This is a genomic window from Thermosynechococcus sp. PKX82 (assembly GCF_031583255.1).
GTDB lineage: Bacteria > Cyanobacteriota > Cyanobacteriia > Thermosynechococcales > Thermosynechococcaceae > Thermosynechococcus.
Genome location: NZ_CP134169.1, coordinates 2,210,399 through 2,233,549, shown reverse-complemented (window position 1 = coordinate 2,233,549; position 23,151 = coordinate 2,210,399). Strand labels below are relative to the sequence as shown.

Genomic DNA, 23,151 nt, shown 5'->3' with positions numbered 1-23,151 from the left:
GTGCGCTTTCTATTGGGGTGGCGGTTTGCCCTGCTGGCCACAGTCATTGCCCTTGGCATGGCTTCAAGGGTGGGAGCACAATCCTCGGAGTTTTATCTGAATGCGGTGCAGGTGTTTCTCTCACCGCGTCAGCGAACGGCATTGTTGACCCTGACCAATACGGGGCAGGTGCCGATTAACTTTGAGATTAGTGTCCGCCGCTGGCAGCAAACCGCCGATGGCCAAGAGGAGCTAACGGAAAGCGATGGCAATGTCGTGGCTTTCCCTGTCTTGCTGTCGGTACCGCCAGGAGAACAGCGGACTTTACGGGTTGGGGTACGGCAACCGGCAACCACTGAAGAGCAAACCTATCGCCTCCTAGTGACAGAATTGCCCCCAGCCAATGTGCCAGAAACCCAAGGGGCTGCCATTCGCATTATCAAGACCTTTAGCCTGCCCGTTTTTGTCCAACCTGCCAATATCCAGCGCCAAGGCGAAATTTTGAATGGTCGGGTTGAAGGGGGCAAATTAAGTTTTGTACTCCGCAATCGTGGTAATGTTCACATTCAAACCCTTGGCATAACCGTACAGGGGCTGAATGAGCGGGGGACGGTTGTTTTCGAGCGGACGCTAGATTCTGTGTATGTTTTGGCCGATCGCGATCGCCCCTTTAGGAATATTCCTCTACCACAAACCAACTGTGCCCAAGTGCGCCAAGTCAAATTACAGTCTGTGGGCACCAACCCCTCCCTTACAACTGAAATTTCTACTCCCAACGGCGTTTGCGTTTAGTAGCCTCCTGATGGCTGCTCCAGTCTCTGCCCAAGCAGAAGTCTCTGCCATTTATACCCTTGAGGTGAATCGCGTTACCAAGGGGGATGTGATTGTTTTGGTGCGTGGCGATGATGTGCTCATCCCTTTGCAGGATCTAGTGAATGCCGGTCTGAGGGAGATTGGCGGTCGCCGCGAAATCATCCAAGGCATTGAGCACGTCTCCTTGCAGTCGTTGGCACCGCAGATGACATTCCAGCGGGATGATGCCAACTTAGTGCTACGGTTACAGGTGGGAGCAGCCCAACTGCCACAAACGGTCATTGACTTTAAACCGAGTAATGAACCGCCGGGGATTCGCTATAGCCAACCCTTAAGTGCCTACCTGAACTATGGTGTTTTTTGGAATAACTTTGAACAACTGACGGCTGCCAGTGAAGTGGCGATTAGCTTTGGTGGCAATGCCCTCACCTCAACGCTGGGGTTGACTGCCGATGGCAACCTGCAACGGGGACTCACCGCTTTTAGATTGGATCATCGGCGCCATCTCACAACTTTGACCCTAGGGGATGCGTTTATCAGCAGTGACCTGTTGGGCGGGGGTGGCCTTTGGGGGGGCATTGTTTGGGAACGCAACTTTGGCCTTAGCCCTTACCTGATTCGCCAACCCGCCTTTGACTTTCGGGGTGAGGTAACCACCCCCAGCAGCGCAGAAATTTACCTGAATAACTTGCTGATTCGGCAGGTGACGTTACCGCCGGGGCCGTTTATTCTCAAAAATTTGCCCGCCTTTGGGGGCTTTAATCGCTTGCGAATTGTGATAAAGGATGCTGAGGGCAATCAACAGGTCTTTAGCCGTAATTTTGTCCAGTCGTTTACGTTATTGCGCCCTGGACTATCGGAGTTTATTGTGGCTGCTGGTGCCGAGCGGGAAAATTTTGGCACGGAGAATTTCAGCTACGGAGATCAGGTGCAATTTTTGGCGGCCTATCGGCAGGGCATTTTGAATAACTTGACCCTAGGGGCACGTCTGGAAGGCAATGGCGATCTTTTGAATGCGGGCTTGAACCTGAGTACGGCGATTCCCATTGGCACGCTGGATGTGGCGGCGGCGGTGAGTACCACTGAGGGAAAATTGGGGAGTGGGGTTGCTGTTGGCTACAACTATCCGGGGCGGCGGCTGGCCTTTGGTGGTGGGGTGCGCCTCCTCAGTGGCAACTATGTCAATACTGGCTTGGGTTTGGGGGACGATCGCCCGCAGTTAGAGGGCTTTGCCAATGCCACTCTGAATCTGGGGTCGCGGGTAACAATCAGTGGTCAGTACTTTTTTACCAATCCCCGCGATCAAGTGGTGCGGCAACAGGCAACGATTCTCGCTCAAGTGCAACTCCGCCGCAATCTCAGTCTATACCTGCAAGGTTCGCGCTTCCTTTCTGGCAGTGATCAGCCAGTGAACCAAATCAGTGTTACGTTTAACTACTTTCTGAACAATGCAGTGACACTTAACACTGGCTGGCTGCAACAGGGAAATCAGGGGGTTCCTTTCCTCAACGTCTCGCGATCGCTCCCGGTGGGCGTCGGCTATGGCTATCAGGGACAGGTGCTTCAGGCCAATGAGCGGGTCTTTGTCAGTGGCACATTTTCTTACAATGCCCCTTGGAGCCGCTACCAAATTGGCTACGCGCAGGCAGGGGATACAGGACAGGCGCAAGTGGTGGTGGAAGGGGGATTCGTCACAATTGGCGGTGGAGTTTTTGCCACGCGACCGGTGCAGGGAAGTTTTGTTTTGGTGGATGTGCCCAATGTGGGGGGTGTGCGCACCTACTTAAGCAATCAGGAAATTGGTCGCACGAATCGTCGCGGTAAAATTTTGATTCCAGACTTGCTGCCCTACTACGGCAATGCCTTGCGGATCGAGGATCAGGATATTCCCATTGATTTTGCCATTGGCCGCACCGAGCTACTGATTGCACCGCCTTTTCGTGGGGGAGCGATCGCCCGCTTTGATGTCCGCCCCAGTCGCAACTATGTCGGACGAGTGGTGATTTTGCGGAGCAGTGAGCGAATCATTCCCAATTTGGGACAACTCACCCTAGAACGCAACAAGGAAACAATCCTATCGCCCCTCTCGCCAAGGGGAGAATTTTACTTTGATACCCTAGAAGCAGGAACCTACACTGCTGAAGTGACCTACGAGCAACTGCGCTGTACGTTCCAACTGACACTGCCACCCAGTGACGATCTCTTTACTGATGTAGGGGAAGTCTCATGTTCGTTGCCCGACTCGCCACGATAGGATGCATCACTGGCTTCAGTTGCCTTGGGTATTGGGCAGCCGCACAGGCTCAGGGGACGGGTTGTCAGTTTCAAAGTGTGACCGGGTTAAACTTTGGGAGCTATGATCCTTTTTCGCCCATTCCTCTGGATACCACTGGTCAAGTCCAATTTGTCTGTGTGGGGGGTGGGGCTGGTAGCTTTAATAACCGCCCCGTAACGGTTCAACTAAGCCAAGGGGGCAGCAATAGTTTTACACCGCGACAAATGAGCAGTGGGAGCGATCGCCTGAACTATAACCTCTATCTTGATGCTAATCGCAGTATCATTTGGGGCGATGGCACAGGGGGCACACAGCAACGGGGGCCTTTTATTCCCGGCAACAATGTCCTCAATACACTGATGATCTACGGTCGCATTCCTGCCCAGCAGTGGGTTGCCCCCGGCCTCTACACCGACTCACTGCGGGTGACGATTATTTTTTGATGTTTTAGAGGCGTCTAGGGGGGTGGGTTGAGTCGCGCCACCAACGTTTCCGGATGCAGCGCCGAGAGAACGACAATCTCCCCATCCAAGACCAGTACGGCACGAGTCCGCCGTCCGTGGGTGGCATCAATGAGGTGATGATGCTGCCGTGCTTCGAGAATTAGGCGCTTGATGGGGGCAGAGTCGGGGCTGACGATCGCCAGCAGTCGCTGCGGTGAGACGTAGTTGCCAAAACCAATGTTTAGCATTCTGCCCGATGGTAGTCCTGAAGTGCCCGTACCCCGAGGGTTGAGGTTTGCAGGGTTTTAATGGCGGCAGCCGTTGCCTTGGCACCGGCGATCGTCGTCACAATTGGAATCTTGTAGGCAAGGGCGGTGCGACGAATCAATTGGGCATCGGTACGGGCTTCCTGACCCGAAGGCGTATTCAGAATCAGGTGAATCTGCTCATTTTTAATCGCATCGAGGACATGGGGACGCCCTTCATGGAGCTTGAGGATGAGTTCAATATTACTCAGACCCGCCTCAAGCAGAGCATTGCGGGTTCCTTCGGTGGCAATAATCCGAAAGCCGAGGGACTGCAACTCCTGCACCACGGGCACAATCGCTGCCTTGTCGCGATCGCTCATCGATACAAAAACGGTTCCTTTCAAAGGTAACCTTTGATTGGCCGCCAGTTGAGACTTGGCATAGGCAGCACCAAAGGTCATGTCAATCCCCATCACTTCACCCGTAGAGCGCATCTCTGGCCCCAGTACCGTATCCGTACCGGCAAATTTTTCAAAGGGCAGAACCGCTTCCTTAACAGCGACATGGTTGGGAATCTTCTCATCGAGGAAATTGAGTTCTGCAAGCGTTTTGCCTGACATCAGGCGGGCAGCCATTTTAGCAAGGGGAATGCCGATCGCCTTGGAGACAAAGGGCACCGTACGGGATGCCCGCGGGTTGGCTTCCAAAATATAGACCTGCTCCCCTTGTACTGCCAGTTGTAGGTTCATCAGCCCCACCACTTTGAGGGCCTTGGCGAGGGCAATACTCCACCTGCGAATGGTCGCCAACACAGTAGGAGAAAGGGATTGGGTGGGCAAGCTACAGGCAGAATCCCCAGAGTGAATCCCGGCTTGTTCGATGTGTTCCATAATCCCACCAATCACCACGGTACCGCTGGCATCAGCAATGGCATCCACATCCACTTCAATGGCGTTTTCCAGATACTTATCAATGAGAATTGGTCGCTCTGGCTCCACCTGCACGGCTTCGTTCATATAGCGTTCCAGTTCGGCATCGGAATAGACGATTTCCATGGCGCGACCGCCGAGCACATAACTGGGGCGCACCACTACGGGGTAGCTAATGCGCTGGGCAATACTCAGGGCTTCGGCGTAACTGCGAGCGGTGCCATTGGGGGGTTGGGGGATATTCAGCTCCCGCAAGATTTTCTCGAAGCGTTCGCGGTCTTCGGCAATATCAATGCAGTCGGGCGAGGTGCCCCAGATTTGCGTTCCGAGGCGATCGCCATGGGTTTCGAGGTACTGCTGGAGGGGTAAGGCGAGTTTCAGCGGCGTTTGACCGCCAAACTGAATAATAATGCCGACGGGGCGCTCCACCTCAATAATGTTGAGGACATCTTCCTTCGTCAGGGGTTCAAAGTAGAGGCGATCGCTGGTGTCGTAATCCGTGGAAACCGTTTCAGGATTGGAGTTGACCATGATTGTTTCATAGTCATCCGCCCGCAGCGCGTAGGAAGCATGGCAGCAGCAGTAATCAAATTCAATCCCTTGACCAATGCGGTTTGGCCCTGAGCCAAGAATCATTACCCGCGGCTTGCGGGGGGGCAGCACTTCCGATTGCGGGGGCAGTAATTCAACATCGCCGGTATCGGGGTTAATTTGCTCCACCGGCCGCTCATAGGCGGAGTAGTAGTAGGGGGTGTAGGCCTCAAACTCGGCGGCACAGGTGTCCACGGTTTTATAGACGGGAACAACACCGAGGGATTGGCGATAGGCCCGCACCTGATCATCGGTGGTTTTGGTGGCGTAGGCAATTTGGGCATCACTAAAGCCCTGCTGCTTGACCCGCCAGAGATCATCAGCGGTGAGTTGCTCTAGTTTGCTGCGCTTGAGGAATTTTTCCGTTTCTAGGAGTCCCTGCAGCTGCCGCAGGAACCACGGATCAATGGCGGTTAGTTCATAAACCTCTTCAACGGTCATCCCCAAGAGGAAGGCGTGGCGAATGGCAAAGATGCGATCGGGATTGGGTGTGCGCAGTTTCCCCCGCAGTTGTTCAAGGCTGGGGAGTTTTTCGGGGCGATCGCACCCCCAGCCGGCGCGTCCGGTTTCCAGCGATCGCAGGGCTTTTTGCAGGGACTCTTGGAATGTGCGGCCAATGGCCATGGCTTCACCAACGGACTTCATTTGGGTGGTCAGCACCGGCTGCGAGCCGGGAAACTTCTCAAAGGCAAAGCGGGGAATCTTGGTGACCACGTAGTCAATCGTGGGTTCAAAGCTAGCGGGGGTTTTCTTGGTAATGTCGTTGGGGATTTCCGGCAGCGTGTAGCCCACAGCCAATTTCGCCGCCATTTTGGCAATGGGAAAGCCAGTTGCCTTAGAAGCGAGTGCTGAGGAGCGCGAGACACGGGGATTCATTTCAATTACGATCACTTCCCCTGTTTCGGGGTTAACGGCAAACTGAATGTTTGATCCGCCCGTTTCTACGCCAATTTCCCGAATGATTTTGATGGCAGCATCCCGCAGCCGCTGATACTCTTTATCCGTCAGGGTTTGCGCTGGTGCGACAGTGATGGAGTCCCCGGTATGGATACCCATGGGATCCACGTTCTCAATGGAGCAGATAATGACCACGTTATCGGCCATATCCCGCATGACTTCTAGCTCATATTCTTTCCAGCCAATCAGGGACTGCTCAATGAGAATCTGCGAGACCGGGCTAGCCTCCAGACCAGCGGCAGCAAGCTCTTCAAATTCCTCTTGGTTATAGGCAATGCCACCACCGCTGCCCCCCAAGGTAAAGGCCGGTCGAATAATCAGGGGATAAACCCCAATCTCTTGGGCGATCGCCCGCGCCTCTTCGAGGGTATTGGCCAAGCCCGACGGACACACCCCCACCCCAATGCGCTGCATTGCCTCCTTAAAGAGCTTGCGATCCTCGGCCATTTCAATGGCGGGTAATTTGGCACCAATCAACTCCACGCCATAGCGATCCAGCACTCCCGATTTTGACAGAGCCACCGCCAAGTTCAGCGCCGTTTGTCCGCCCATGGTCGGCAGTAGGGCATCGGGGCGCTCAGCGGCAATGACTTTTTCCACCATTTCCGGGGTGAGGGGTTCAATGTACGTGCGATCGGCGGTCTCGGGATCCGTCATGATGGTGGCGGGGTTGGAGTTAATCAGGATCACCTCGTACCCTTCCTCGCGCAACGCCTTACAGGCTTGGGTTCCCGAATAGTCAAATTCACAGGCTTGACCAATGACAATCGGACCCGAACCAATAATGAGAATTTTTGAAATATCGGTACGACGAGGCATAGGGACAACGCAGCCAAAGGATTTCAATCACGCCTTCCCTATCCTACACTCCCCCTTGAGATCGCGCCTGTTCTGTTAAGTTGAAAATCACTAGGTCACTAGCTCTGAGGGCGATTGGTGTTAGGATTTACTCACATTCCTATGAGGGTGGGACACATTCCAGCGACTGCGACCCCACAGCAATGTCAAGATCAACGACGGTACGCCAACATCGTAAAGCCAAATCCCCCAGCCAGCATTGTAGGGGGCAAAATTTCCCAGCAACATCTGTTGGTAGTGGCCATAGGCACATCCCAACACATAGACCGAGAAACCAATCCCTGTTGCTGACCAGAACAATCCTCGTTGCCAAATGCAGAGCAGGCCAAGCATCCCAAAGGCCAGATTCGCCATTGCGACCTCAAATTGGAAAGGACTCCCCGGTAACCAGCCAATTTTGCGAGCCGTCGCTGCAGCATCAAACGTATGCACCAACGCACTCATCACCCCCCCAATTCCCACAAAAATAACCAGTAGGTACAGCAAGCTGACATGGATGATCCCTGCCCGTGTACGCTGGTGAGGCTGTCGCCACAAATGCAGACCAATGCCAAGAATAGTCATCAGACTATAAAAAAGCCAAATCATGGTTGCATCCCTATAACAGCAGCAATAGAAAAACGATGACCCTTTTGTCAAACAGGGGGTACGTAAAGTAAAGGGGAGGTCATCCCGTTCCCTAGGAACTTTCACCGTTTTGAGCCTATTCTATCCGAGTGAAGAGGAGAAGCTATCAGTGTTCCCAAAAGTACCTCTCAAGGAATGCTGCTGCCGCTAGGGAGTGGGGGTCGCAGATCCGGATCGCACGGCGGCAAGGGTTTCTGCTTGGTAAACCGTACCCGTTGACTCCACCAAACCAGCAATGCAGAGCTTGACATTGCGATTGTGCTGAACGAAGACGCGAAACCCTCCTTTGTTGGTGCCACTGTCAACAGCGCCCGGCAAGTTATTGGTGCAGTTGGGACTCGTGTTGGCAATGCCATCAATCAACGCATTGGGGGTAGAGTCACCAATTTTTTGGCGATAGAGAATCATCGGGCCTCGCCACACCACATTGCTCGTCTTGGGACGGGTGTAATAGGCCACACGGGTCGTACTGGCGAGGGTGCCGTCGTTCTGTTCCTCTAGGTTATCCGCTGGTTTTTCTATAAACATCACCAACTGGTAGCCACCACTGGGAATGACCCAATCTGGGGGTGCCGTGGTTGAGATGCGAATGGCTGAGCGAATATCATCGGAGATAAAGTCGAGGGCGCGGCTGAGGTTCATGCGGGTAATTGCCTGCTCTTCAACACGACGATTGTTTTGCAGGATAGCCACCATTGCCCAACCACTCATGGCCACAACAATACTGCCAACGGCAGCCGCCACCAGTAACTCCGTCAATGTAAAGCCGCGATCGCTTCTGCGCCAACCCTGCATATCTGTGCCCCTCTAGTTGCGTGCTTGACAGTTGTTGGCAGTCATACCCGTGGTATCCGTTGCAAGGTAACTGCCCGTGCGCATAATCCCCAATCCCAAGGACACCACCAAACAGCGCTGAAGGGTGGGATTATTGGTAGAAGCAATGACAATAGTGCCTGTACTACTGGTGCGCCCCTGAAAGCCAAATCGCACGGAGGCCGTCCCTGTTCCTCGACGCAGGGTTACATTTTCCAGTTGGCGGGAGCCATTGGGCAGACATTGGGGTGGATCTCCCGCGATAGTGGGATTGGTGCCTGTGTTAATCGTCACTCGACAGGCTTGGTTGCGTCGCATTGCCTCCCGCTGCGCTTCCCGTAGTGCCCCCTCTAAGCTTTCAAGAGCTTGGTTGACCCGCTGCGTTTCTAGCCAATAGAGAAAGCTCGGCGTGACAGCCACCGCTAAAATCGCTGCCACCGTCAGGACAATCAGGATTTCAATCAGGGTCATGCCCTGCTCACGGACAGCGGAAAAACGCATTGGGCACTACCTCGGTTGATAGTTGAGCAACGACGCGGTTGTTACTATTGCGCACAGAATAGGCCAGTTCTAGGGTTTGGAAAGGTGCCTCAGCACGGGTGGTGGGTGTGCGCGTCATCGTAAACGTGTCATTGACAATGGGGCGACTATTATTGCTGCTGTTCATCGGCGGAATCAAGGTTTGCAGGTAGGCACCAAAGCCACCATCAATGCCATTGGTTTCATCGGCTTGAATCCGACAGCGGGCATAGACACGAGTACCCGCCCCCCGATAGCCCCCTACTGGCGAGTCCAAGGTAATCGTGTTGTCTGACATAGAGACAATACGGCGTGTGCCCGAGTCCGAACCAATGAGAACGCGATCGCCCACTCGAAACCCATCCGTGGGTGAAGTTACTGGACAGGCACCCCCGGTGCGATACTCTGGGGGCATGGCTTGATCGTAGTCACTTTCACCCGATTGAATGAGTGCCAGTGTTAAGGTGGTGTCATTGCCTTGGGCGGGTGCTGCCAGCTTGCGTTGGGCAAACTTGGTTTGGCAGAGATCGTAGGCAACAATTTTGATATTTTCCAGATCATCTTGAATCCAGTGACTGGCCTCGGCAAATTTACGGGCATCCGCTTGGAAAAAGGCAGCGACAACAATGGCCTGCATCGCCGCTAGGGTAAAGAGGCTAATCACCAGAATGGAAGCCAAGACCTCCGCAAGGGTAAAGCCTTGGGAACGTTGCTGCACCAGCCAGTGGAAATAGAACTTACGACGAGTCATCAACATTACCTCCGAATTTAGTACTGGGCTAGGCGGTTCCAGTTGCTCGCTTCGGTGGTGCGTGCCACAACAATTGAAGCATTGGCATAGTTGCCTCCCAAGGCTTCCGGTAGGCGATCGGGCACCCTGATTTCAGCATTGTTGGAGCTAGAACCATTCCACGTTTTTGCCCAAACTGCACCGAAGATATCTGGCTCGCGACTGCCGCCATTGATGCCTACCTTCGCATCAGGCGCATAAACAAAGACACTTCCTACTGTGGAGCCACCGCTAAGGGTGAATTCTTGGTCAGGTATCGCATTGGTTGGGTCTGGGGGATTGCCATAGATGCGTAGGCGATCGGGCGTGCCGACACCACTGGGAAGTCCCATATTAGCGTCGGTACCGCAGGTGGAACTATCGGGGCTACAGGTGTTGTCAATCCCTGCATTACCACTGAGGGAGATGTTGCCACTGACGTAGAGGCGAATGGCATAGTTCGTCGTATTAAATGTCACCCTCTCGTTACCACTGAGGTTAATGTTGCGAATGCGATAGGCGTAATAGACTTTCTCTGGGTTGACAATTCGCCCCCCGGGGCGTAGGGGATCAGGGATAAAGAAGGGAATGTTGGGGTCAGGGTCAACGTAGGGGCGATCGCCCGGACGGGGAAAGTTTTGGTCAGTTGTTCTACCTGTAATGTCCTGTGAGTCTTGGGGAGGATTTCGGCCTTGTCCTGGAATCGGAAAGTTGGCGTAGGCACCTTGACTGTAGCCGCCTGCCGCTTGCAGGGCTTGCTGAAAGTCGGTAATTTGACTGGATGGCAACCAACTGGGTAGCGTAGTCAGGGGAACACTCCCTAGCACGGAACCACCCACCGCATCAGGTGCTATAGGAAAAGGCGGTAGGTTAATCTTGTTGATGGCGATCGTCCCCTCAATAATCGCGTTATTGAGCGCTCCGATGGCACTGCGCAGTCCCTGTTGGGTCGGCTGGCCATTTTGGCACTGGGCTTGGGGAACCACACAGTTGGCAGGATTGGTGCAGATCACATTGCCGTTGACGGTGCCAAAGACATCATTGTTGCCGAGGTTAATGCTTTGTGCCAGCAGGCCAGGGAAGTTGGAGGGCACGCTGCGATCCGTAATCACCATCTTTTGCAAGATGAAGGCATTCGCCGGCGAGTTATTGGGCAAGCGACCTTCGATCAACAGGTGTCCTGTTTGCGTTGGCGCATCGTAGAGATAGGAGAGAATACGGTAATTGCCCTGCACAGGGGTGCCAATTGTGCCGTTGAGGACAATCGTATTTAGGTTATCGAGGGTAAAGCAGGGGGGCGCATCAGAATCAAGGCTCGCCGCTGTCCATTCATTTACAGCAGGAACATTCAAACCCGTGGTATTGGGCTGACCCACTTTTGTTGCATCCGCTGCGCGACTGATCAGGTAGGGGCGGGCAGGATTAAAGTTCGTATTGTTAGCGGGGTTATAGGTGCGGCGCAGCAGAATCTGGTAGTTGCCATTGAGTAAGCCAAGGGTACGAGCCATACCACCTTCAGCCACCGCAAAGGCCTGCTGGGTTTGTTTTTGCAGGCTGGCAGTGGTCACATCCAGTTGCGATCGCGAGAGCAGGGTTAGGGCAACCACGATCATGATCAGTCCCATGCCCAAGACCAAAGGCAGAGTAAACCCCCGCTGCCGCCGCCGATACCCCGGACGGGGATAGCGACGTTTCAGTGAGCGCACCAGTTTTTTCATCATTGGCCTGTCCTCTATTGCCCCAACCTTTGCTCTATCAATATATCTTGACTACGAGAACTTCGTTGCTGCTGATGCTGAGTTGAATACGCCCTCAATTTTTGGCTTTTATACACAGTTGATATAATTTAACCGCAAACTTGAGAGAGGTGATGTAATCTCGCTCACATCCATGTCCTGCTCCCTATTATACCTTTTCCCAAAAGGCTCCATTTCAAGAGTACTCCAGTATATGCAGTGGCGAATCTCTCTGTTAGGGACAAGTCCAAGCCTTATCAAATTCACTCATACTGGGCTTCAGCGTAAATAAAAGCGTAAATAAACTTGAATAACTCTCGCACAAAGGAGCAACCTCTTGAGGAGACATGGGTACTCACGCTTTAGGGATTGGTTTAATTTGCAGCAAGCACACACCTCACTCCCTACCGAGGCACTGGCGGCACTGACAACATTTCTAACGATGGCCTACATCTTGCCCGTCAATGCACAAATTCTTTCCAATGCCATTTTTCGCGAGCAACCACAGGATTTGCAGGCGGAGTTGGTGATTGCAACCGCCGTGTCTGCGGCAGTGGCCAGTATTCTGATGGGGACTTGGGCAAATTACCCGATTGCGTTGGCCCCCGGCATGGGCATCAATGCCTTTTTTGCTTTTGCGGTGGTGGGGCAAATGGGGCTGCCTTGGCCATTGGCGTTGAGTGCTGTCCTCCTAGAGGGCATTGTTTTTGTGCTGCTCACCTTGACGGGGGTGCGATCGCTGATTGTAAATATGATTCCCATGTCCTTGAAGGTGGCGATCGCTGCCGGGGTGGGGCTATTTATCGCCTACATTGGCCTTAGCAATGCGGGAATTATCATCGCTGATGCCGCCACGAAAACAAAACTCACCACCTTTCAGACATGGCCACCCATCCTCGCTGCCCTTGGGATTCTTTTGACAGCCTTTCTTTGTGCTAAGGGGGTGCGGGGGGCGATTTTTTGGGGGGTGATGATCACCGCCTTAGCTGCATGGCTAGTGGGGGCTGCCCCTTGGCCGACAGGTTTGATCCAATGGCCGCAATGGCCGTCCCATCTCTTTGGTCAAGCCTTGGCGGGTTTTGGACAATTGCAACCGCGGCAGTTGGGGTCTTTTTTCTTGGTCACCTTGGTACTGCTTTTTACCGATATGTTTGACACCGTAGGCACGCTCTCTGCGGTGGGGGTACAGGCGGGGTTTCTCAATCAGCAGGGACATTTCCCCCGCGCTTTGGGAGCCTTTATGGCAGATGCGGTGGGGACAATTGTTGGCGCCCTCTTTGGCACTTCCACCGTGACCACCTATATTGAATCGGCAGCCGGAATTGCCGTGGGCGGCCGGACAGGACTGACGGCTTTAATGGTTGGCGGATTGTTTTTGCTCTCACTGTTTTTTTTGCCGATCACAACCGCGATTCCCAGTTTTGCCACGGCACCAGCGCTAGTGCTTGTCGGTGTCTTTATGGCGCGATCGCTCCCAGACATTCCCTGGTCTGATCTCACGGAAGCAATTCCTGCTTTTTTAGTGGTGTTGGTGATGCCCTTGAGCTACTCCATCAGTGAGGGGCTAGCAGTGGGATTTATTAGCTATCCAATCGTGAAATGGGCGGCAGGCAAAGGGAGGGAAGTGCATCCTGCCCTCTGGGGATTGGCGCTTATCTTTATTGCCCACTACTTTTGGCGTTAGACAAGATCTAAGATAGGATGCTTCTGAACTGATTGGAAACACACTACCTATGGATCTCAAATCCCTGATTCGTGATGTCCCAGACTTCCCTAAGCCGGGCATTTTGTTTCGGGATTTAACAACACTGCTGCAAAATCAGGCGGGGCTGCGCTACGTCATTGACCAATTGGTGGAAAAACACGCCAACGAGGGCATTGACTATGTGGCTGGTATCGAGTCGCGGGGCTTTATTTTTGGTGCCCCCTTGGCCTATCGACTGGGAGCAGGCTTCATTCCTTTACGCAAACCGGGTAAACTTTGTGCTCCCGTCTATGCGGTGGAGTATGAACTAGAGTATGGGCGCGATCGCCTCGAGATGCACCAAGATGCTGTAGAGCCAGGTCGGCGGGTACTCATTGTTGATGACTTGATTGCCACTGGAGGCACAGCGGCAGCAGCGGCGGGTCTGATCCAAAAAGCGCAAGCTGAACTCCATGGCTTTGCCTTTATCGTCGAGCTGACGGACTTGGGGGGACGACAAAAGCTGCCCGATGTGCCGATTACCACCCTTGTAACTTATTAGGTTTATTAAGTGTGACTGACTAGGGCGTTACCACGTCACGCGATCGCGCAAGCGTTCGAGGAGCTTCGGCCCGACACCGGGGACAGCATCTAGATCGGCCAAGGATTGAAAGGGCTTTTGCTCGCGAGCACGGATAATTTCAGCCGCCAGTTTGGGGCCGACGCCCGGTAGGGTTTGCAGTTCCTCTGCGGTGGCCGTGTTCAAGTTCACCCGTGTAGTCGGCGTGCTGGCACGATTTCCTGAAGAGGGGGCAGGTCGGGTGGCAATCTTACCGCCACAGGCGGTCAACTGCTCCTGAATGCGATCGCGAATATGCTGCGGCAGCCCCAAACGACTATTGCTATAGAGCCGCTCAAACTCCCGTTCGTAGTGAGCTGCAACCGTAGGATGCTCAATCACCAGCAAGAATTCATCATTACCGCGGTTGGCCGCCTCGGACCAGTTGTGGGAACCCACAATCAGCGTGCGATCGTCAACCACGCCATACTTGTGGTGCAGCTTATCGCCTTCTGGTAGGAGGGGGGTGCCCACCGTTTGAATGGGGTTTTGCCACGGGCGGTTGCCGGCTTCGTAGTAACAGTTGCCTTGACGGGCTTGGGCAGTATTGGCCATCGCTACCCCCATCATATCGAGGGCTTCGCTAAAGTCACGGTAGATAAATCCTGAGTCAATGAGGGCACGAATGCTAACCCCTTGGTTATGGCGTTCCTCAAGCACGTAGGACAACTCCTGATCGGAGAAAACAAAGAGCGCCATATCAATTTTTTGGCGTGCTCGACGTAGTGTTTGGCCAATCAAGCCATTGGTAGAGGCCGCCCAGGGTTGCGATCGCGGGGTTGGCGAAAAGCGCACCGTGACCATGGCATCGCCCACAGCCACCCGTTGAGGGGGACGCACTGGCTTTTTGACCCCAAAGCGACTGTTGGGCTGACCACCGGGACCATCCCCCCACATAATGTTGAATTCCTCAGTAAATAGGCGTGCCACCGCGGGGCTATCAATCACCAAGAGGGAGTTGGCATTGCCACGGGTATCGGGTCGTCCCAAGTCGCCATGGACATCACTGAGGGTAAAGTTGGCACTAGTGGCAATGACTTGGCGATTATCAATAACGATAAACTTGTGGTGCATGAGCATACTGCCTTTAGAGCCATCGGCAGTGTCATCAATCCAAGGAATCTTGGCCTCGTTGAGAATCGTCTGCACATCGCGATCGCTGAGTTCCGCTGCACTGAGTTGGCCATCGCCATTGGTATCCACGAGGGCTTTCCAGTCGTTGTAGCGCTCCCGCATTCTCGGATCCATGGCGCTCACTTGCGCAGGGCTGTAGGTTGCCCAAGGCGCAGTGTAGGTATTTTCCATCACCACTCGTACCCGCACTCCCGCCTGCTGCCGTGCTACTAGGGCCTTGGCCAGATTGGGTAGGCGAAACTCCTGCACCGCCACATCAATCGTCTTTTGTGCCTTGGCAATCTGCTCAATCATGATTGCCTCAAGGTCTTCCCCTTCACGGGTATAGGGGCGATAGGGTTCTTGATAACTGTGGGCTTGGGAGTGATTCATGTGTACCGCGATTTGCGGATGTTGAGGCAGCGGGTCTAGGGCAGGGCGGAGAATTGGGTGCGATCGCAATTGAGTGAGCACCACAGCCGCAATCAACAGCCCCAATAGAAACAACAGCAGATACACACCGTGTCGCCGCCATTTAAGCTTTTGCCAAAACACGCTGACTTCCCCAATGCTTGTCCCAATTCTAGGGCTCTCTTTTTCGCCTCAAGGTGTTCTGCGCTGCATCGGTTGCCACGGGCGCTTGGCTAGGATAGAGGCGATGCTTTTGCAGGCCTGCCATGATCACGGTGCTGGTGTTAAATGCTGGCTCTAGTAGCCTCAAAGCCTGTTTGTATCGGTTAGCACCTGAAATGGCGGCAATGGCTGCCACACCCCCCGCTCCCCTTTGGCAAGGCCTGCTCGATTGGGGACAAGACCCAACGGTGGCGCGGCTCAAGATCACAACTGCCGACCAGCGCTACGAAGCCAGCCTAACCCATCCAGAGGGGGGAATTGCAGGCCTACGGGACTGGCTCAAAACGCTCCTAGACACCCTCACCACTGGCTCGACAACGCTCCTAGAAAGCCTTGCAGAGATTACGATCATTGGTCATCGCGTGGTTCATGGGGGTAGCCATTACCAAGCAGCGGTGCGCGTGGATGCGCAGGTGAAAGCAGCAATTACCGAATTTAGTGAATATGCGCCGCTCCATAATCCAGCCAACTTACTGGGAATGGAATTAATGGCCGACATTTGTCCCCAAACACCCCAAGTTGCTGTGTTTGACACCGCTTTCCATGGGCAATTGCCGGCAGTGGCGCGCACCTACCCTATTCCCTATGAATTGACCAGCGCGGGAATTCAACGCTATGGCTTCCACGGCATTAGCCATCAATACGTCAGTGAACGGGCGGCCACCCTATTGCAGCGTCCCTTAGCAGCGTTGCGCCTAATTACCTGTCACCTCGGCAATGGCTGTTCCCTGACGGCGGTCAAGGGCGGCGTTTCCGTTGAGACCACAATGGGCTTTACCCCCACGGCGGGAGTGATGATGGGGACGCGCTGTGGCGACATTGATCCGGGGATTTTGCTCTATCTGCTGCGGCGGGGCAAGACAGTTGAAGAACTCGATCGTCTGGTGAATCGCCAATCGGGTCTATTGGGCGTCTCTGGGGTCAGTAATGACTTGCGACAGGTTTTGGCGGCCATTGATCAGGGAAACACCCAAGCGCAGTTGGCCTATGACTGTTTTATCTACTCCCTGCAACGGGGCACTGCGAGCCTTCTGCCGGCTCTTGGTGGTCTCGATGCGTTGGTATTCACAGCAGGAATTGGTGAAAATGCCGCCGGTGTGCGCCGCGATGTCTGCCGAGGGCTAGGTTGGTTGGGAATTGAGTTAGATAGCGCAGCTAACGAAGAGGGTAAAGGCGATCGCGACATTGCGCTGCCGACTGCTCCCGTACGGGTTCTCGTGGTTCAGACCCAAGAGGATTGGGCGATCGCTCGCGCCTGCATACAGCTTCTGTAAGCTGAATTTGCTGAAGAAAACATAAGAAAACATCAAGATTTATGCTCTAGCCTTGACGCCCCAAGGTTGGCGTACGTAGAATGCGGGTAATTATTCACTCCTCAGTATTCAGTTTTCAGTATTCAATCTTTAAATCGTCCAAAGACAAAAAAACATCAGGAGTTGAACTGTGTTGAATCTGCGTCGTACCGCTCTTGTTGCCTTGGCCGCAATGGCAACCTGTACCACTGTTTTACTTTCTCCCGCCGAAGCCAAGCAGGTGAAGGCTGTGCGGGGCGTTGTCACCAACATTGATGGAGATAATGTCACCCTGCGGCAACCTTGGGGTGAAGAGATTGTGGTGGTGTTTGATCGCAAGCACCGTCAGCGCCCCTTCCGCAAGGAAATTGTTGAAGGTCTGGATGTGGCAGTGATTTTGGATCCAAAGGCCAGTGTGCCCACCGCCAAAATCATCTGTGCCGCCATCGTGCCTGCCCCTGAGTATGTCGCGGTAACCCCCATTCGAGTGCCTCAAGTGGGTGGCTCAGCACCGGCTCCGCGTCCGGCTGCCATTCCCCCCGCAGCACCAGCGCCGGCACCGCCAACACAAATTCTGTTCTAAACATCCTGAGAGAGATCGGAGTTGTTCTCATGTTGGGCTGGGTCAGAGGAAAAACCTTGGGTTTAGCACTGGGGGCGATCGCTATCCTGCCTATGGCTGCTGTGGGTGCTGAAGAATTGAAGGTGAGCCGTGCTTCTGAGTCAGAGCCGTACTTGCCGACCACCTTAGCGCCCTTGGCACTTCCCCCCGTTGGTGAGGCAACTCCGTTTCTACCCGCTTTGGAACGCAAAATTGTCTTGCGCTTGCGGGAGCGCCGCGTCTTTCTCTATGAAGGTGATCAAGTATTAGCCAGCTATCCCGTGGCCGTGGGCAAGCCGGGCTGGGAAACGCCCCAAGGTAATTTCAGAGTGCTGCACAAAGTCGTCAATCCCCAATGGCGTAATCCCTTTACGGGGGTTTTGGTTCCGCCGGGGGGTCGCAACCCTTTGGGCGATCGCCTGATTGTCTTTGCCCCCATGGGAAATAACAACTATGCTGGCTTCCACGGCACAACGAATGAATCTTTGATTGGCCAAGCCGTTTCCCATGGCTGTGTGCGGATGCGCAACGATGATATTCGCGCCCTCTTTGAAAAAATTGAGGTGGGCACACGAGTGATTGTTCAGCCCTAATTGATTTTAATCAAGAAAAACTAATATCATCATTTGGCGATCGCTGGTGACTTTCCCCAAGAGCGATCGCTCAAGTTTTGCATAAAGCCACTTTGCAAACCATACCAATGCATTGGAAAGAGCCGATGCACATTGGTTATGATCGCCTTAGCAACACAGGTGTTTCCATAACCCTGTCAGGTTAGGGTGTGGCCTCGTTCTGAAATTCACTCTTCACACCATCTCGCTAATGCAAACTTGACCGTTCACTGGTGGGTGATATTGTGCTGGGAAATCTATTTGCAAAACCAAAGCAGGGCTTGGGGATTGAACTCACCCCAGAGCGGGTCAATATCGTACAGCTTCAGCGGCAAAAGCAGGGTCTGAAAATGACCGCTATGGCCTCAGTGCCCTTGAGTGAAGGCGCCATTGAAGAAGGGCGCATCATTGACACCACCGCCGTCGCCGATGCCATCCGTCAAGGGATTGAGGATAAGCGCATCAAACAAAAAGAGGTGATCAGTGCCATTCCCATGAATGAAGCCGTGATTCGCCTGATTCGCCTGCCTGCGGAATTACCCGACTATGAATTGCGGGAAGTGGTTCTCATGCAGGAAGCGCCCCTCTACCTGCCCTTTCCCCGTGAAGAGGCCGATGTTGACTATCAAAAACTGGGAACCTCCCTTGATGAAGATGGCATTGAGCGGGTAGAAATTTTGCTCGTGGGCACGCCCCGCGAAGTGACCGATGCCTATATCAATGCCTTTACCCAAGCCGGTTTACAACTCACCGCCCTTGAAGTGACCAATTTTGCCCTCATGCGTACCCTGCGGGATTCACTACAGCAGTTTGTGGGCGAAGCAGCAGCGATTATTGATATAGGCGACGAGGGCACAGAAATTAGCATCGTCAAAGATGGCATTCCCCAGTTCAACCGCAAAGTGCCCATTGGTAAAGAACGGATGCAAGAAGCCATTAGCCGCGCCATGAACTTGCCGCCTTCGATGGGCGTTGACCTGATTGAGAATCTGACCGTTCCCCTAGAGCCGATGGATGTGACCGGAGCACTCAACCCCAGTGGTGCCGCTATTTTGCGAGTGCTCTCCGATCTAGCAGACGAAATCCGCCGCTCCATTGACTTTTACCTCAACCAAGGGGAAAGTCTAGAGGTCTCGCAGTTGCTGCTTGCCGGTCCCGGTGCCAGTATTGGTCAAGTGGATGAGTTTTTTAGTCAGCGGCTCAACTATGCCACCACTTTGGTTGACCCCATTAGTTTGCTGGGACTGCAAACCCCGGAAGAGATTCCCCTCGAAAAACGCCCTGCCCTCGGCACGGTGATTGGTCTTGGTCTGCGTGGCGCTTAGGAGCATCCCCGATGTACTCAATTGAGATTAACCTCCTTAAAGAACGTCCCGAAGTGGGGGGCATGGCTGCTACCACAACCGCAGCGGCAGGAATGAGTAATGTGCCGATTATTATCGGTGGTGTCGCTGCCCTCTTCTTTGTGGGGCTAGCTCTCCTCGGCTCGGTGGGTGCCAACCTCTGGCTGCAACAACTGACGATTAAACAAAAAAGCATTCAGGATCGCCTCGCAGCCATTTCTCCAGACCTGCAACGCATGGATGAAATTAAAAAAGAGCAGGAACAGATTGCCGCAGAAACCAAAGCCCTAGCCACGGTGTTTAATCAGGTCAAACCTTGGTCGGCGGTGATACGCAATATGGCAACTCAAACGCCAGGGGAAGTACAAATTCGACGGATTACCCAAGGCGGACAAACAGGCCAAGAGCTAACGATTGAAGGCACAGCCGTCTCCTTTGATGCAGTCAGTGACTTTCTTTTGCTCTTGCAAAATCGCTCTCCCTTCTTTGATGGCAAGGCCACTCAGTTGGTGAAGGCGGAACGGGCAAATCAACAGGGTGAGGAAGAGACAACCGCAAGGGTTTCCTTCAATATCAAGACGGCGATCGCCAGCGTGCCAGCCTCGGAACTTCTCAATGAACTGGCTGCCAATGGGGTTGAAGGACTGGTGGCGCGCATTCGATTTCTTAAAGAAAAAGGAGTGGTAGAGCAATGACCCTAACTGGCGATTTTGGCGGCCCGCCGATTGAGGAACCCGCACCCAATTATCCGACGGTCTTTGGCATTACCCTGACACCCGTCGTCAGTGGTGTCCTTATTGCCTTGGTAGGTTTGGGAGCAGCGGTTTACTTGGGGAGTCTTCTCATTGCCCCCAAACTGGAGGAAGCGGCCAAGTTACAGGAGGAAATTGCCCAGCAGGAAAATGACCTCTCCCAGCGGGAAGTGATCCTGAAGCAACTCAATGATGTGGTAGCGGGGCTAGAGCGTGCCAAGCGGCAAAATCGTGACGTGCGATCGCTCTTTGCGACACAGGAAGCCCTAGACACCCTCCTCCTTGACATTAACCGCCTGATCTTGACCAGCGGTGCCCAACTGACCACATTTGAACCCGATAGTGCAGCTTCAGGAATTGTCCAAGATGGCTCCCTTGGCCCCGAATTAAATGCCAAACTAAAACAACAGGTAACCAACGTTACGATTCAAGGGTCATTTCCCAGCATTTTGCAGATCATGCAAAAAATTGACCAGCAGCAGAACTTCCTCGTGATTAACAACCTGACGATGGAACTCGTTGCTGATAAGCCCGGCGAAGTGATTACCACATTTAAGCTCATGGCCTATGTACCCCTAACCCCTGAGGAAATTGCCGCTTTGGCCCCCCCACCCCAAGGAGGTGAGCAGCAAGGACAACCGCAACAACAACAGCAGCAATAGCGCATGGCAAGCCAAAAAGCAGCGTAGAGTGTCTTGGGAGCGAGTTGCATTCTCTTTTCATACATTTGGTGGCATTCGTGAGGAGTCAAGCATCGTGAGTCAGCTTTTACATCGTCTCGGCTTAGGGGTGGCCACAACCGCCCTTGTTGCTGCCAGTCAAACCCCCACTTGGGCCACAGCAACGGAAATCACGGGAGTTCGTCTGGTAACAGCGCCCAACGGCATTCAACTCCTCTTCAACGTGCAGGGGAATCTACGGCCAGCGGTTTTCACAGTCAATCGCGGCAATGCCTCCATTGCTGATATTCCCAATAGCCAACTGCGCCTGCCCCAAGGGGGTGCCTTCCGCCAAGACAACCCCGCCCCCGGTATCTCCTCCGTCGAGGTGGTGCAACTGGACGCCAAAACCATCCGCGTCACCGTGAATGGCATTAGTGCTGCTCCCATTGGTGAAGTCATCCGCGAAGGACGCGATGGCCTGCAAATTAACTTCATTACGGCTCAAAGCCCCGCGGGCCCTCAGGTTGCCCCCAGTGGTCAACCCATGGCCATGCCCCCCGGCCCCAGTGCGGTGCCGCCTTTTCTGCCGCGCCCAGTGCCACCCCCTGTTGGCGATATGCTGATTAGCCCCCTCAATGCTGACCCCGACGTGATTCAACTGGGCACCAATGAACGGATTCCCCGCCTACTGCTGCGGGAGGCTCCAGTGCGGGAGGTTCTTTCCCTACTGGCTCGTGCCGCCAATATGAACGTTGTCTTTCCGGAAGGCAATGGGGAAGGGGGCGGCGTCACCATCTCCCTCGATATCGAGAATGAATCCGTTCAAGACGTATTCAACTATGTGCTGCGGGTCACTAACCTCAAAGCCAATCGCCAAGGCCGCACTATCTTTGTGGGTCAAGCCTTACCCCCCGATGCCCAAAACCGCATTGTCCGCACCATTCGCCTTAATCAGATGCGCGTCTTTGGGGCGGGTTCAACGACACGGGAAATCAGCTCTCTGGCTCAAACGGGGGGCACCATCGGGAGCGGAGCTGGGGGTGCCCAGGCTGCAACAACCGCCCAAACTGCTCTCAACCGCGAAACCCGTACCCGTGAGGGTGACCTGCAACTAGGGGCAGTGCAGCTGTTGGAAATGTATGGTGCAAACTTGCCAGATACTGGTCCATTTCAGGCGCCAACCGGCTGTGAGCAGCTGCAAGTACCAGAAGCAGCGAGGGGCGTTGATGATCAAATTTGTCGAAGCTCACTCCTGCGGGGACTAGAGGTGGTGGGTGACCCCCGCACCAACACAGTCACCCTCATCGGCTCCCCCCGCAAGGTAGAAATTGCCACCCAATTGATTCAGCAATTTGACATCCGTAAGCGGCAGGTGATGGTCAATGTCAAGTTTATTGATGTGAACCTGCTACGAGGACGCACAGCCAATGCAGACTTAATTACTAATTTTGGCAGCAGCCTGTGGGGAGCCATTTTAGATCCAAATGGTTTAACGGTGATTCGCGGCACCACACCTAACCTGGGTGGTTTGACCCCTGCCCCCCTCACTGGCGCACTTGGCAGTACACCCGTGGGGAATCTACTGAGTGACTTTTTTGCGCAGCTTCGACTTTCTATTGAAACTGGCAATGCCACAATTCTGACCAACCCCACCCTTGTCATTCAGGAGGGGAGTGCTGCGCAAGTCAATTTGACCCAAGAAATTTTCTCTGGCATTGAATCCACTGCTGCTCAACAAGCCACTGGTGGCGGCGGGGCGATCGCGACTCAACAGATTCGCCCAATCCTGCGACCTGTGGGGGTGATTTTTAATGTCACCGTAGAGCAAATTGACGATAATGGTTTTATAACGCTGCAATTGTCTCCAGAGGTGAGTGCTCCCAGCGGTACCTATGATGTGATTTTCCCAGGGACGGGTGGTTCCACGGGGACACTGATCTCGCAACGGCGGATGGAGTCGGGGCGGATTCGCTTGCGGGATGGCCAAACCTTGATGCTGGCGGGCATCATCCAAGATCAAGATCGCTCGTTGGTGACTAAGATTCCAATCCTAGGAGACATTCCCCTGTTGGGGCGGTTGTTCCGGCGGGAAGCTAACCAGCGTCAACGCAATGAACTGGTGGTGATGGTGACGCCGAAGATTGTTGATGATACCCAGAATGCGGGGTTCGGCTATCAGTACTCGCCAACACCGGGGAGTATGCCGCCTAACCTGCAAAACCAGATTCTCCAACCCCCACGGCGACGCTAAGGCCTCTAAGTAGGGATTGCCCCCTCCGAGTCT

20 protein-coding genes are annotated in these 23,151 nt (G+C 54.0%); 12 read left to right on the top strand and 8 right to left on the bottom strand.

From position 1 onward, the window contains the following. The 3 genes from RHH53_RS11040 to RHH53_RS11030 are packed head-to-tail and all read left to right on the top strand — an operon-like array spanning position 1 to position 3,510. On the top strand, positions 1–771 hold the full coding sequence (locus tag RHH53_RS11040; protein WP_206200191.1) for a molecular chaperone: 771 nt from the start codon (positions 1–3) through the stop codon (positions 769–771). Between the two features lie 10 nt (positions 772–781). After that, the gene (locus tag RHH53_RS11035; RefSeq protein ID WP_310743792.1) at positions 782–3,046 is read left to right on the top strand and encodes a fimbria/pilus outer membrane usher protein; all 2,265 of its coding nucleotides are present in this window, start codon (positions 782–784) and stop codon (positions 3,044–3,046) included. Beyond that, positions 3,019–3,510 (top strand): spore coat U domain-containing protein, encoded by a 492-nt coding sequence (locus tag RHH53_RS11030; RefSeq protein WP_310743791.1) that lies wholly within the window; start codon positions 3,019–3,021, stop codon positions 3,508–3,510. The genes RHH53_RS11035 and RHH53_RS11030 overlap by 28 nt, the downstream gene beginning before the upstream one ends. A gap of 14 nt (positions 3,511–3,524) precedes the next feature. On the opposite strand, the gene RHH53_RS11025 is transcribed toward RHH53_RS11030, so the two are convergent. The 7 genes from RHH53_RS11025 to RHH53_RS10995 form a co-directional block, all read right to left on the bottom strand. Next, positions 3,525–3,758: a DUF370 domain-containing protein gene (locus RHH53_RS11025; protein ID WP_149819402.1), complete on the bottom strand. Its 234-nt coding sequence runs from the start codon at positions 3,756–3,758 to the stop codon at positions 3,525–3,527. Further along, positions 3,752–7,054, bottom strand: coding sequence for a carbamoyl-phosphate synthase large subunit (carB, locus tag RHH53_RS11020; protein WP_310438536.1), 3,303 nt, complete (start codon positions 7,052–7,054; stop codon positions 3,752–3,754). The genes RHH53_RS11025 and carB overlap by 7 nt, the downstream gene beginning before the upstream one ends. Positions 7,055–7,174: 120 nt before the next feature. Continuing rightward, positions 7,175–7,681 carry a DUF6790 family protein gene (locus RHH53_RS11015; protein ID WP_310438535.1) on the bottom strand — a complete coding sequence of 169 codons (507 nt, stop codon included), beginning with the start codon at positions 7,679–7,681 and terminating at the stop codon, positions 7,175–7,177. A gap of 186 nt (positions 7,682–7,867) precedes the next feature. Continuing rightward, complete coding sequence (locus RHH53_RS11010; protein ID WP_206200187.1) at positions 7,868–8,515, bottom strand: type II secretion system protein J; 648 nt, start codon at positions 8,513–8,515, stop codon at positions 7,868–7,870. 12 nt (positions 8,516–8,527) lie between these two features. Beyond that, a complete protein-coding gene (locus RHH53_RS11005) occupies positions 8,528–9,034 on the bottom strand; it encodes a GspH/FimT family pseudopilin (protein ID WP_302678306.1) in 507 nt (168 codons plus the stop codon). Beyond that, entirely contained in the window at positions 9,012–9,803 is a 792-nt protein-coding gene (locus tag RHH53_RS11000) for a prepilin-type N-terminal cleavage/methylation domain-containing protein (RefSeq protein ID WP_310743790.1), read from the bottom strand. Before RHH53_RS11000 ends, RHH53_RS11005 begins: the two co-directional genes overlap by 23 nt. A gap of 17 nt (positions 9,804–9,820) precedes the next feature. Further along, positions 9,821–11,542 (bottom strand): hypothetical protein, encoded by a 1,722-nt coding sequence (locus RHH53_RS10995; protein WP_310743789.1) that lies wholly within the window; start codon positions 11,540–11,542, stop codon positions 9,821–9,823. A gap of 394 nt (positions 11,543–11,936) precedes the next feature. Between RHH53_RS10995 and RHH53_RS10990 the strand changes: the two genes are divergently transcribed. Together RHH53_RS10990 and RHH53_RS10985 are read left to right on the top strand one after the other, a co-directional pair. Next, on the top strand, positions 11,937–13,241 hold the full coding sequence (locus tag RHH53_RS10990; protein ID WP_310743788.1) for an NCS2 family permease: 1,305 nt from the start codon (positions 11,937–11,939) through the stop codon (positions 13,239–13,241). Between the two features lie 49 nt (positions 13,242–13,290). Then, the gene (locus RHH53_RS10985; RefSeq protein ID WP_206200182.1) at positions 13,291–13,803 is read left to right on the top strand and encodes an adenine phosphoribosyltransferase; all 513 of its coding nucleotides are present in this window, start codon (positions 13,291–13,293) and stop codon (positions 13,801–13,803) included. A 27-nt stretch (positions 13,804–13,830) separates the two neighbouring features. Here the strand turns inward: RHH53_RS10985 and RHH53_RS10980 are convergent, their stop codons facing one another. Further along, complete coding sequence (locus RHH53_RS10980) at positions 13,831–15,528, bottom strand: phospholipase D-like domain-containing protein (protein WP_310743787.1); 1,698 nt, start codon at positions 15,526–15,528, stop codon at positions 13,831–13,833. Positions 15,529–15,650: 122 nt separating this feature from the next. Between RHH53_RS10980 and RHH53_RS10975 the strand changes: the two genes are divergently transcribed. From RHH53_RS10975 to RHH53_RS10945, 7 genes are all read left to right on the top strand, one after another. Further along, positions 15,651–16,880 (top strand): acetate kinase, encoded by a 1,230-nt coding sequence (locus RHH53_RS10975; protein WP_310743786.1) that lies wholly within the window; start codon positions 15,651–15,653, stop codon positions 16,878–16,880. A gap of 169 nt (positions 16,881–17,049) precedes the next feature. Further along, positions 17,050–17,481 (top strand): hypothetical protein, encoded by a 432-nt coding sequence (locus RHH53_RS10970; protein ID WP_206200179.1) that lies wholly within the window; start codon positions 17,050–17,052, stop codon positions 17,479–17,481. Positions 17,482–17,510: 29 nt separating this feature from the next. Continuing rightward, positions 17,511–18,092, top strand: a complete 582-nt coding sequence (locus tag RHH53_RS10965) for a L,D-transpeptidase (RefSeq protein ID WP_206200178.1) — start codon at positions 17,511–17,513, stop codon at positions 18,090–18,092. Between the two features lie 263 nt (positions 18,093–18,355). After that, entirely contained in the window at positions 18,356–19,435 is a 1,080-nt protein-coding gene (gene pilM, locus RHH53_RS10960; RefSeq protein ID WP_225901572.1) for a type IV pilus biogenesis protein PilM, read from the top strand. 11 nt (positions 19,436–19,446) lie between these two features. After that, positions 19,447–20,148 carry a PilN domain-containing protein gene (locus tag RHH53_RS10955; RefSeq protein ID WP_310743785.1) on the top strand — a complete coding sequence of 234 codons (702 nt, stop codon included), beginning with the start codon at positions 19,447–19,449 and terminating at the stop codon, positions 20,146–20,148. Further along, the gene (locus tag RHH53_RS10950; RefSeq protein WP_310743048.1) at positions 20,145–20,867 is read left to right on the top strand and encodes a pilus assembly protein PilO; all 723 of its coding nucleotides are present in this window, start codon (positions 20,145–20,147) and stop codon (positions 20,865–20,867) included. Before RHH53_RS10955 ends, RHH53_RS10950 begins: the two co-directional genes overlap by 4 nt. Positions 20,868–20,961: 94 nt before the next feature. Further along, positions 20,962–23,118, top strand: coding sequence for an AMIN domain-containing protein (locus tag RHH53_RS10945; RefSeq protein ID WP_310743784.1), 2,157 nt, complete (start codon positions 20,962–20,964; stop codon positions 23,116–23,118). Positions 23,119–23,151 lie beyond the last annotated feature (33 nt).

Excerpts from the sequence above, each read along its gene's own strand:
- RHH53_RS11030 (WP_310743791.1), top strand. The coding sequence starts at position 3,019 with ATGTTCGTTGCCCGACTCGCCACGATAGGATGCATCACTGGCTTCAGT.
- RHH53_RS11025 (WP_149819402.1), bottom strand. The coding sequence starts at position 3,758 with ATGCTAAACATTGGTTTTGGCAACTACGTCTCACCGCAGCGACTGCTG.
- RHH53_RS10985 (WP_206200182.1), top strand. The coding sequence starts at position 13,291 with ATGGATCTCAAATCCCTGATTCGTGATGTCCCAGACTTCCCTAAGCCG.
- carB (WP_310438536.1), bottom strand. The coding sequence starts at position 7,054 with ATGCCTCGTCGTACCGATATTTCAAAAATTCTCATTATTGGTTCGGGT.
- RHH53_RS11000 (WP_310743790.1), bottom strand. The coding sequence starts at position 9,803 with ATGACTCGTCGTAAGTTCTATTTCCACTGGCTGGTGCAGCAACGTTCC.
- RHH53_RS10965 (WP_206200178.1), top strand. The coding sequence starts at position 17,511 with ATGTTGGGCTGGGTCAGAGGAAAAACCTTGGGTTTAGCACTGGGGGCG.
- RHH53_RS10975 (WP_310743786.1), top strand. The coding sequence starts at position 15,651 with ATGATCACGGTGCTGGTGTTAAATGCTGGCTCTAGTAGCCTCAAAGCC.
- RHH53_RS11035 (WP_310743792.1), top strand. The coding sequence starts at position 782 with ATGGCTGCTCCAGTCTCTGCCCAAGCAGAAGTCTCTGCCATTTATACC.
- RHH53_RS11005 (WP_302678306.1), bottom strand. The coding sequence starts at position 9,034 with ATGCGTTTTTCCGCTGTCCGTGAGCAGGGCATGACCCTGATTGAAATC.
- RHH53_RS11015 (WP_310438535.1), bottom strand. The coding sequence starts at position 7,681 with ATGATTTGGCTTTTTTATAGTCTGATGACTATTCTTGGCATTGGTCTG.
- RHH53_RS11010 (WP_206200187.1), bottom strand. The coding sequence starts at position 8,515 with ATGCAGGGTTGGCGCAGAAGCGATCGCGGCTTTACATTGACGGAGTTA.
- RHH53_RS10955 (WP_310743785.1), top strand. The coding sequence starts at position 19,447 with ATGTACTCAATTGAGATTAACCTCCTTAAAGAACGTCCCGAAGTGGGG.
- RHH53_RS10995 (WP_310743789.1), bottom strand. The coding sequence starts at position 11,542 with ATGATGAAAAAACTGGTGCGCTCACTGAAACGTCGCTATCCCCGTCCG.
- RHH53_RS10950 (WP_310743048.1), top strand. The coding sequence starts at position 20,145 with ATGACCCTAACTGGCGATTTTGGCGGCCCGCCGATTGAGGAACCCGCA.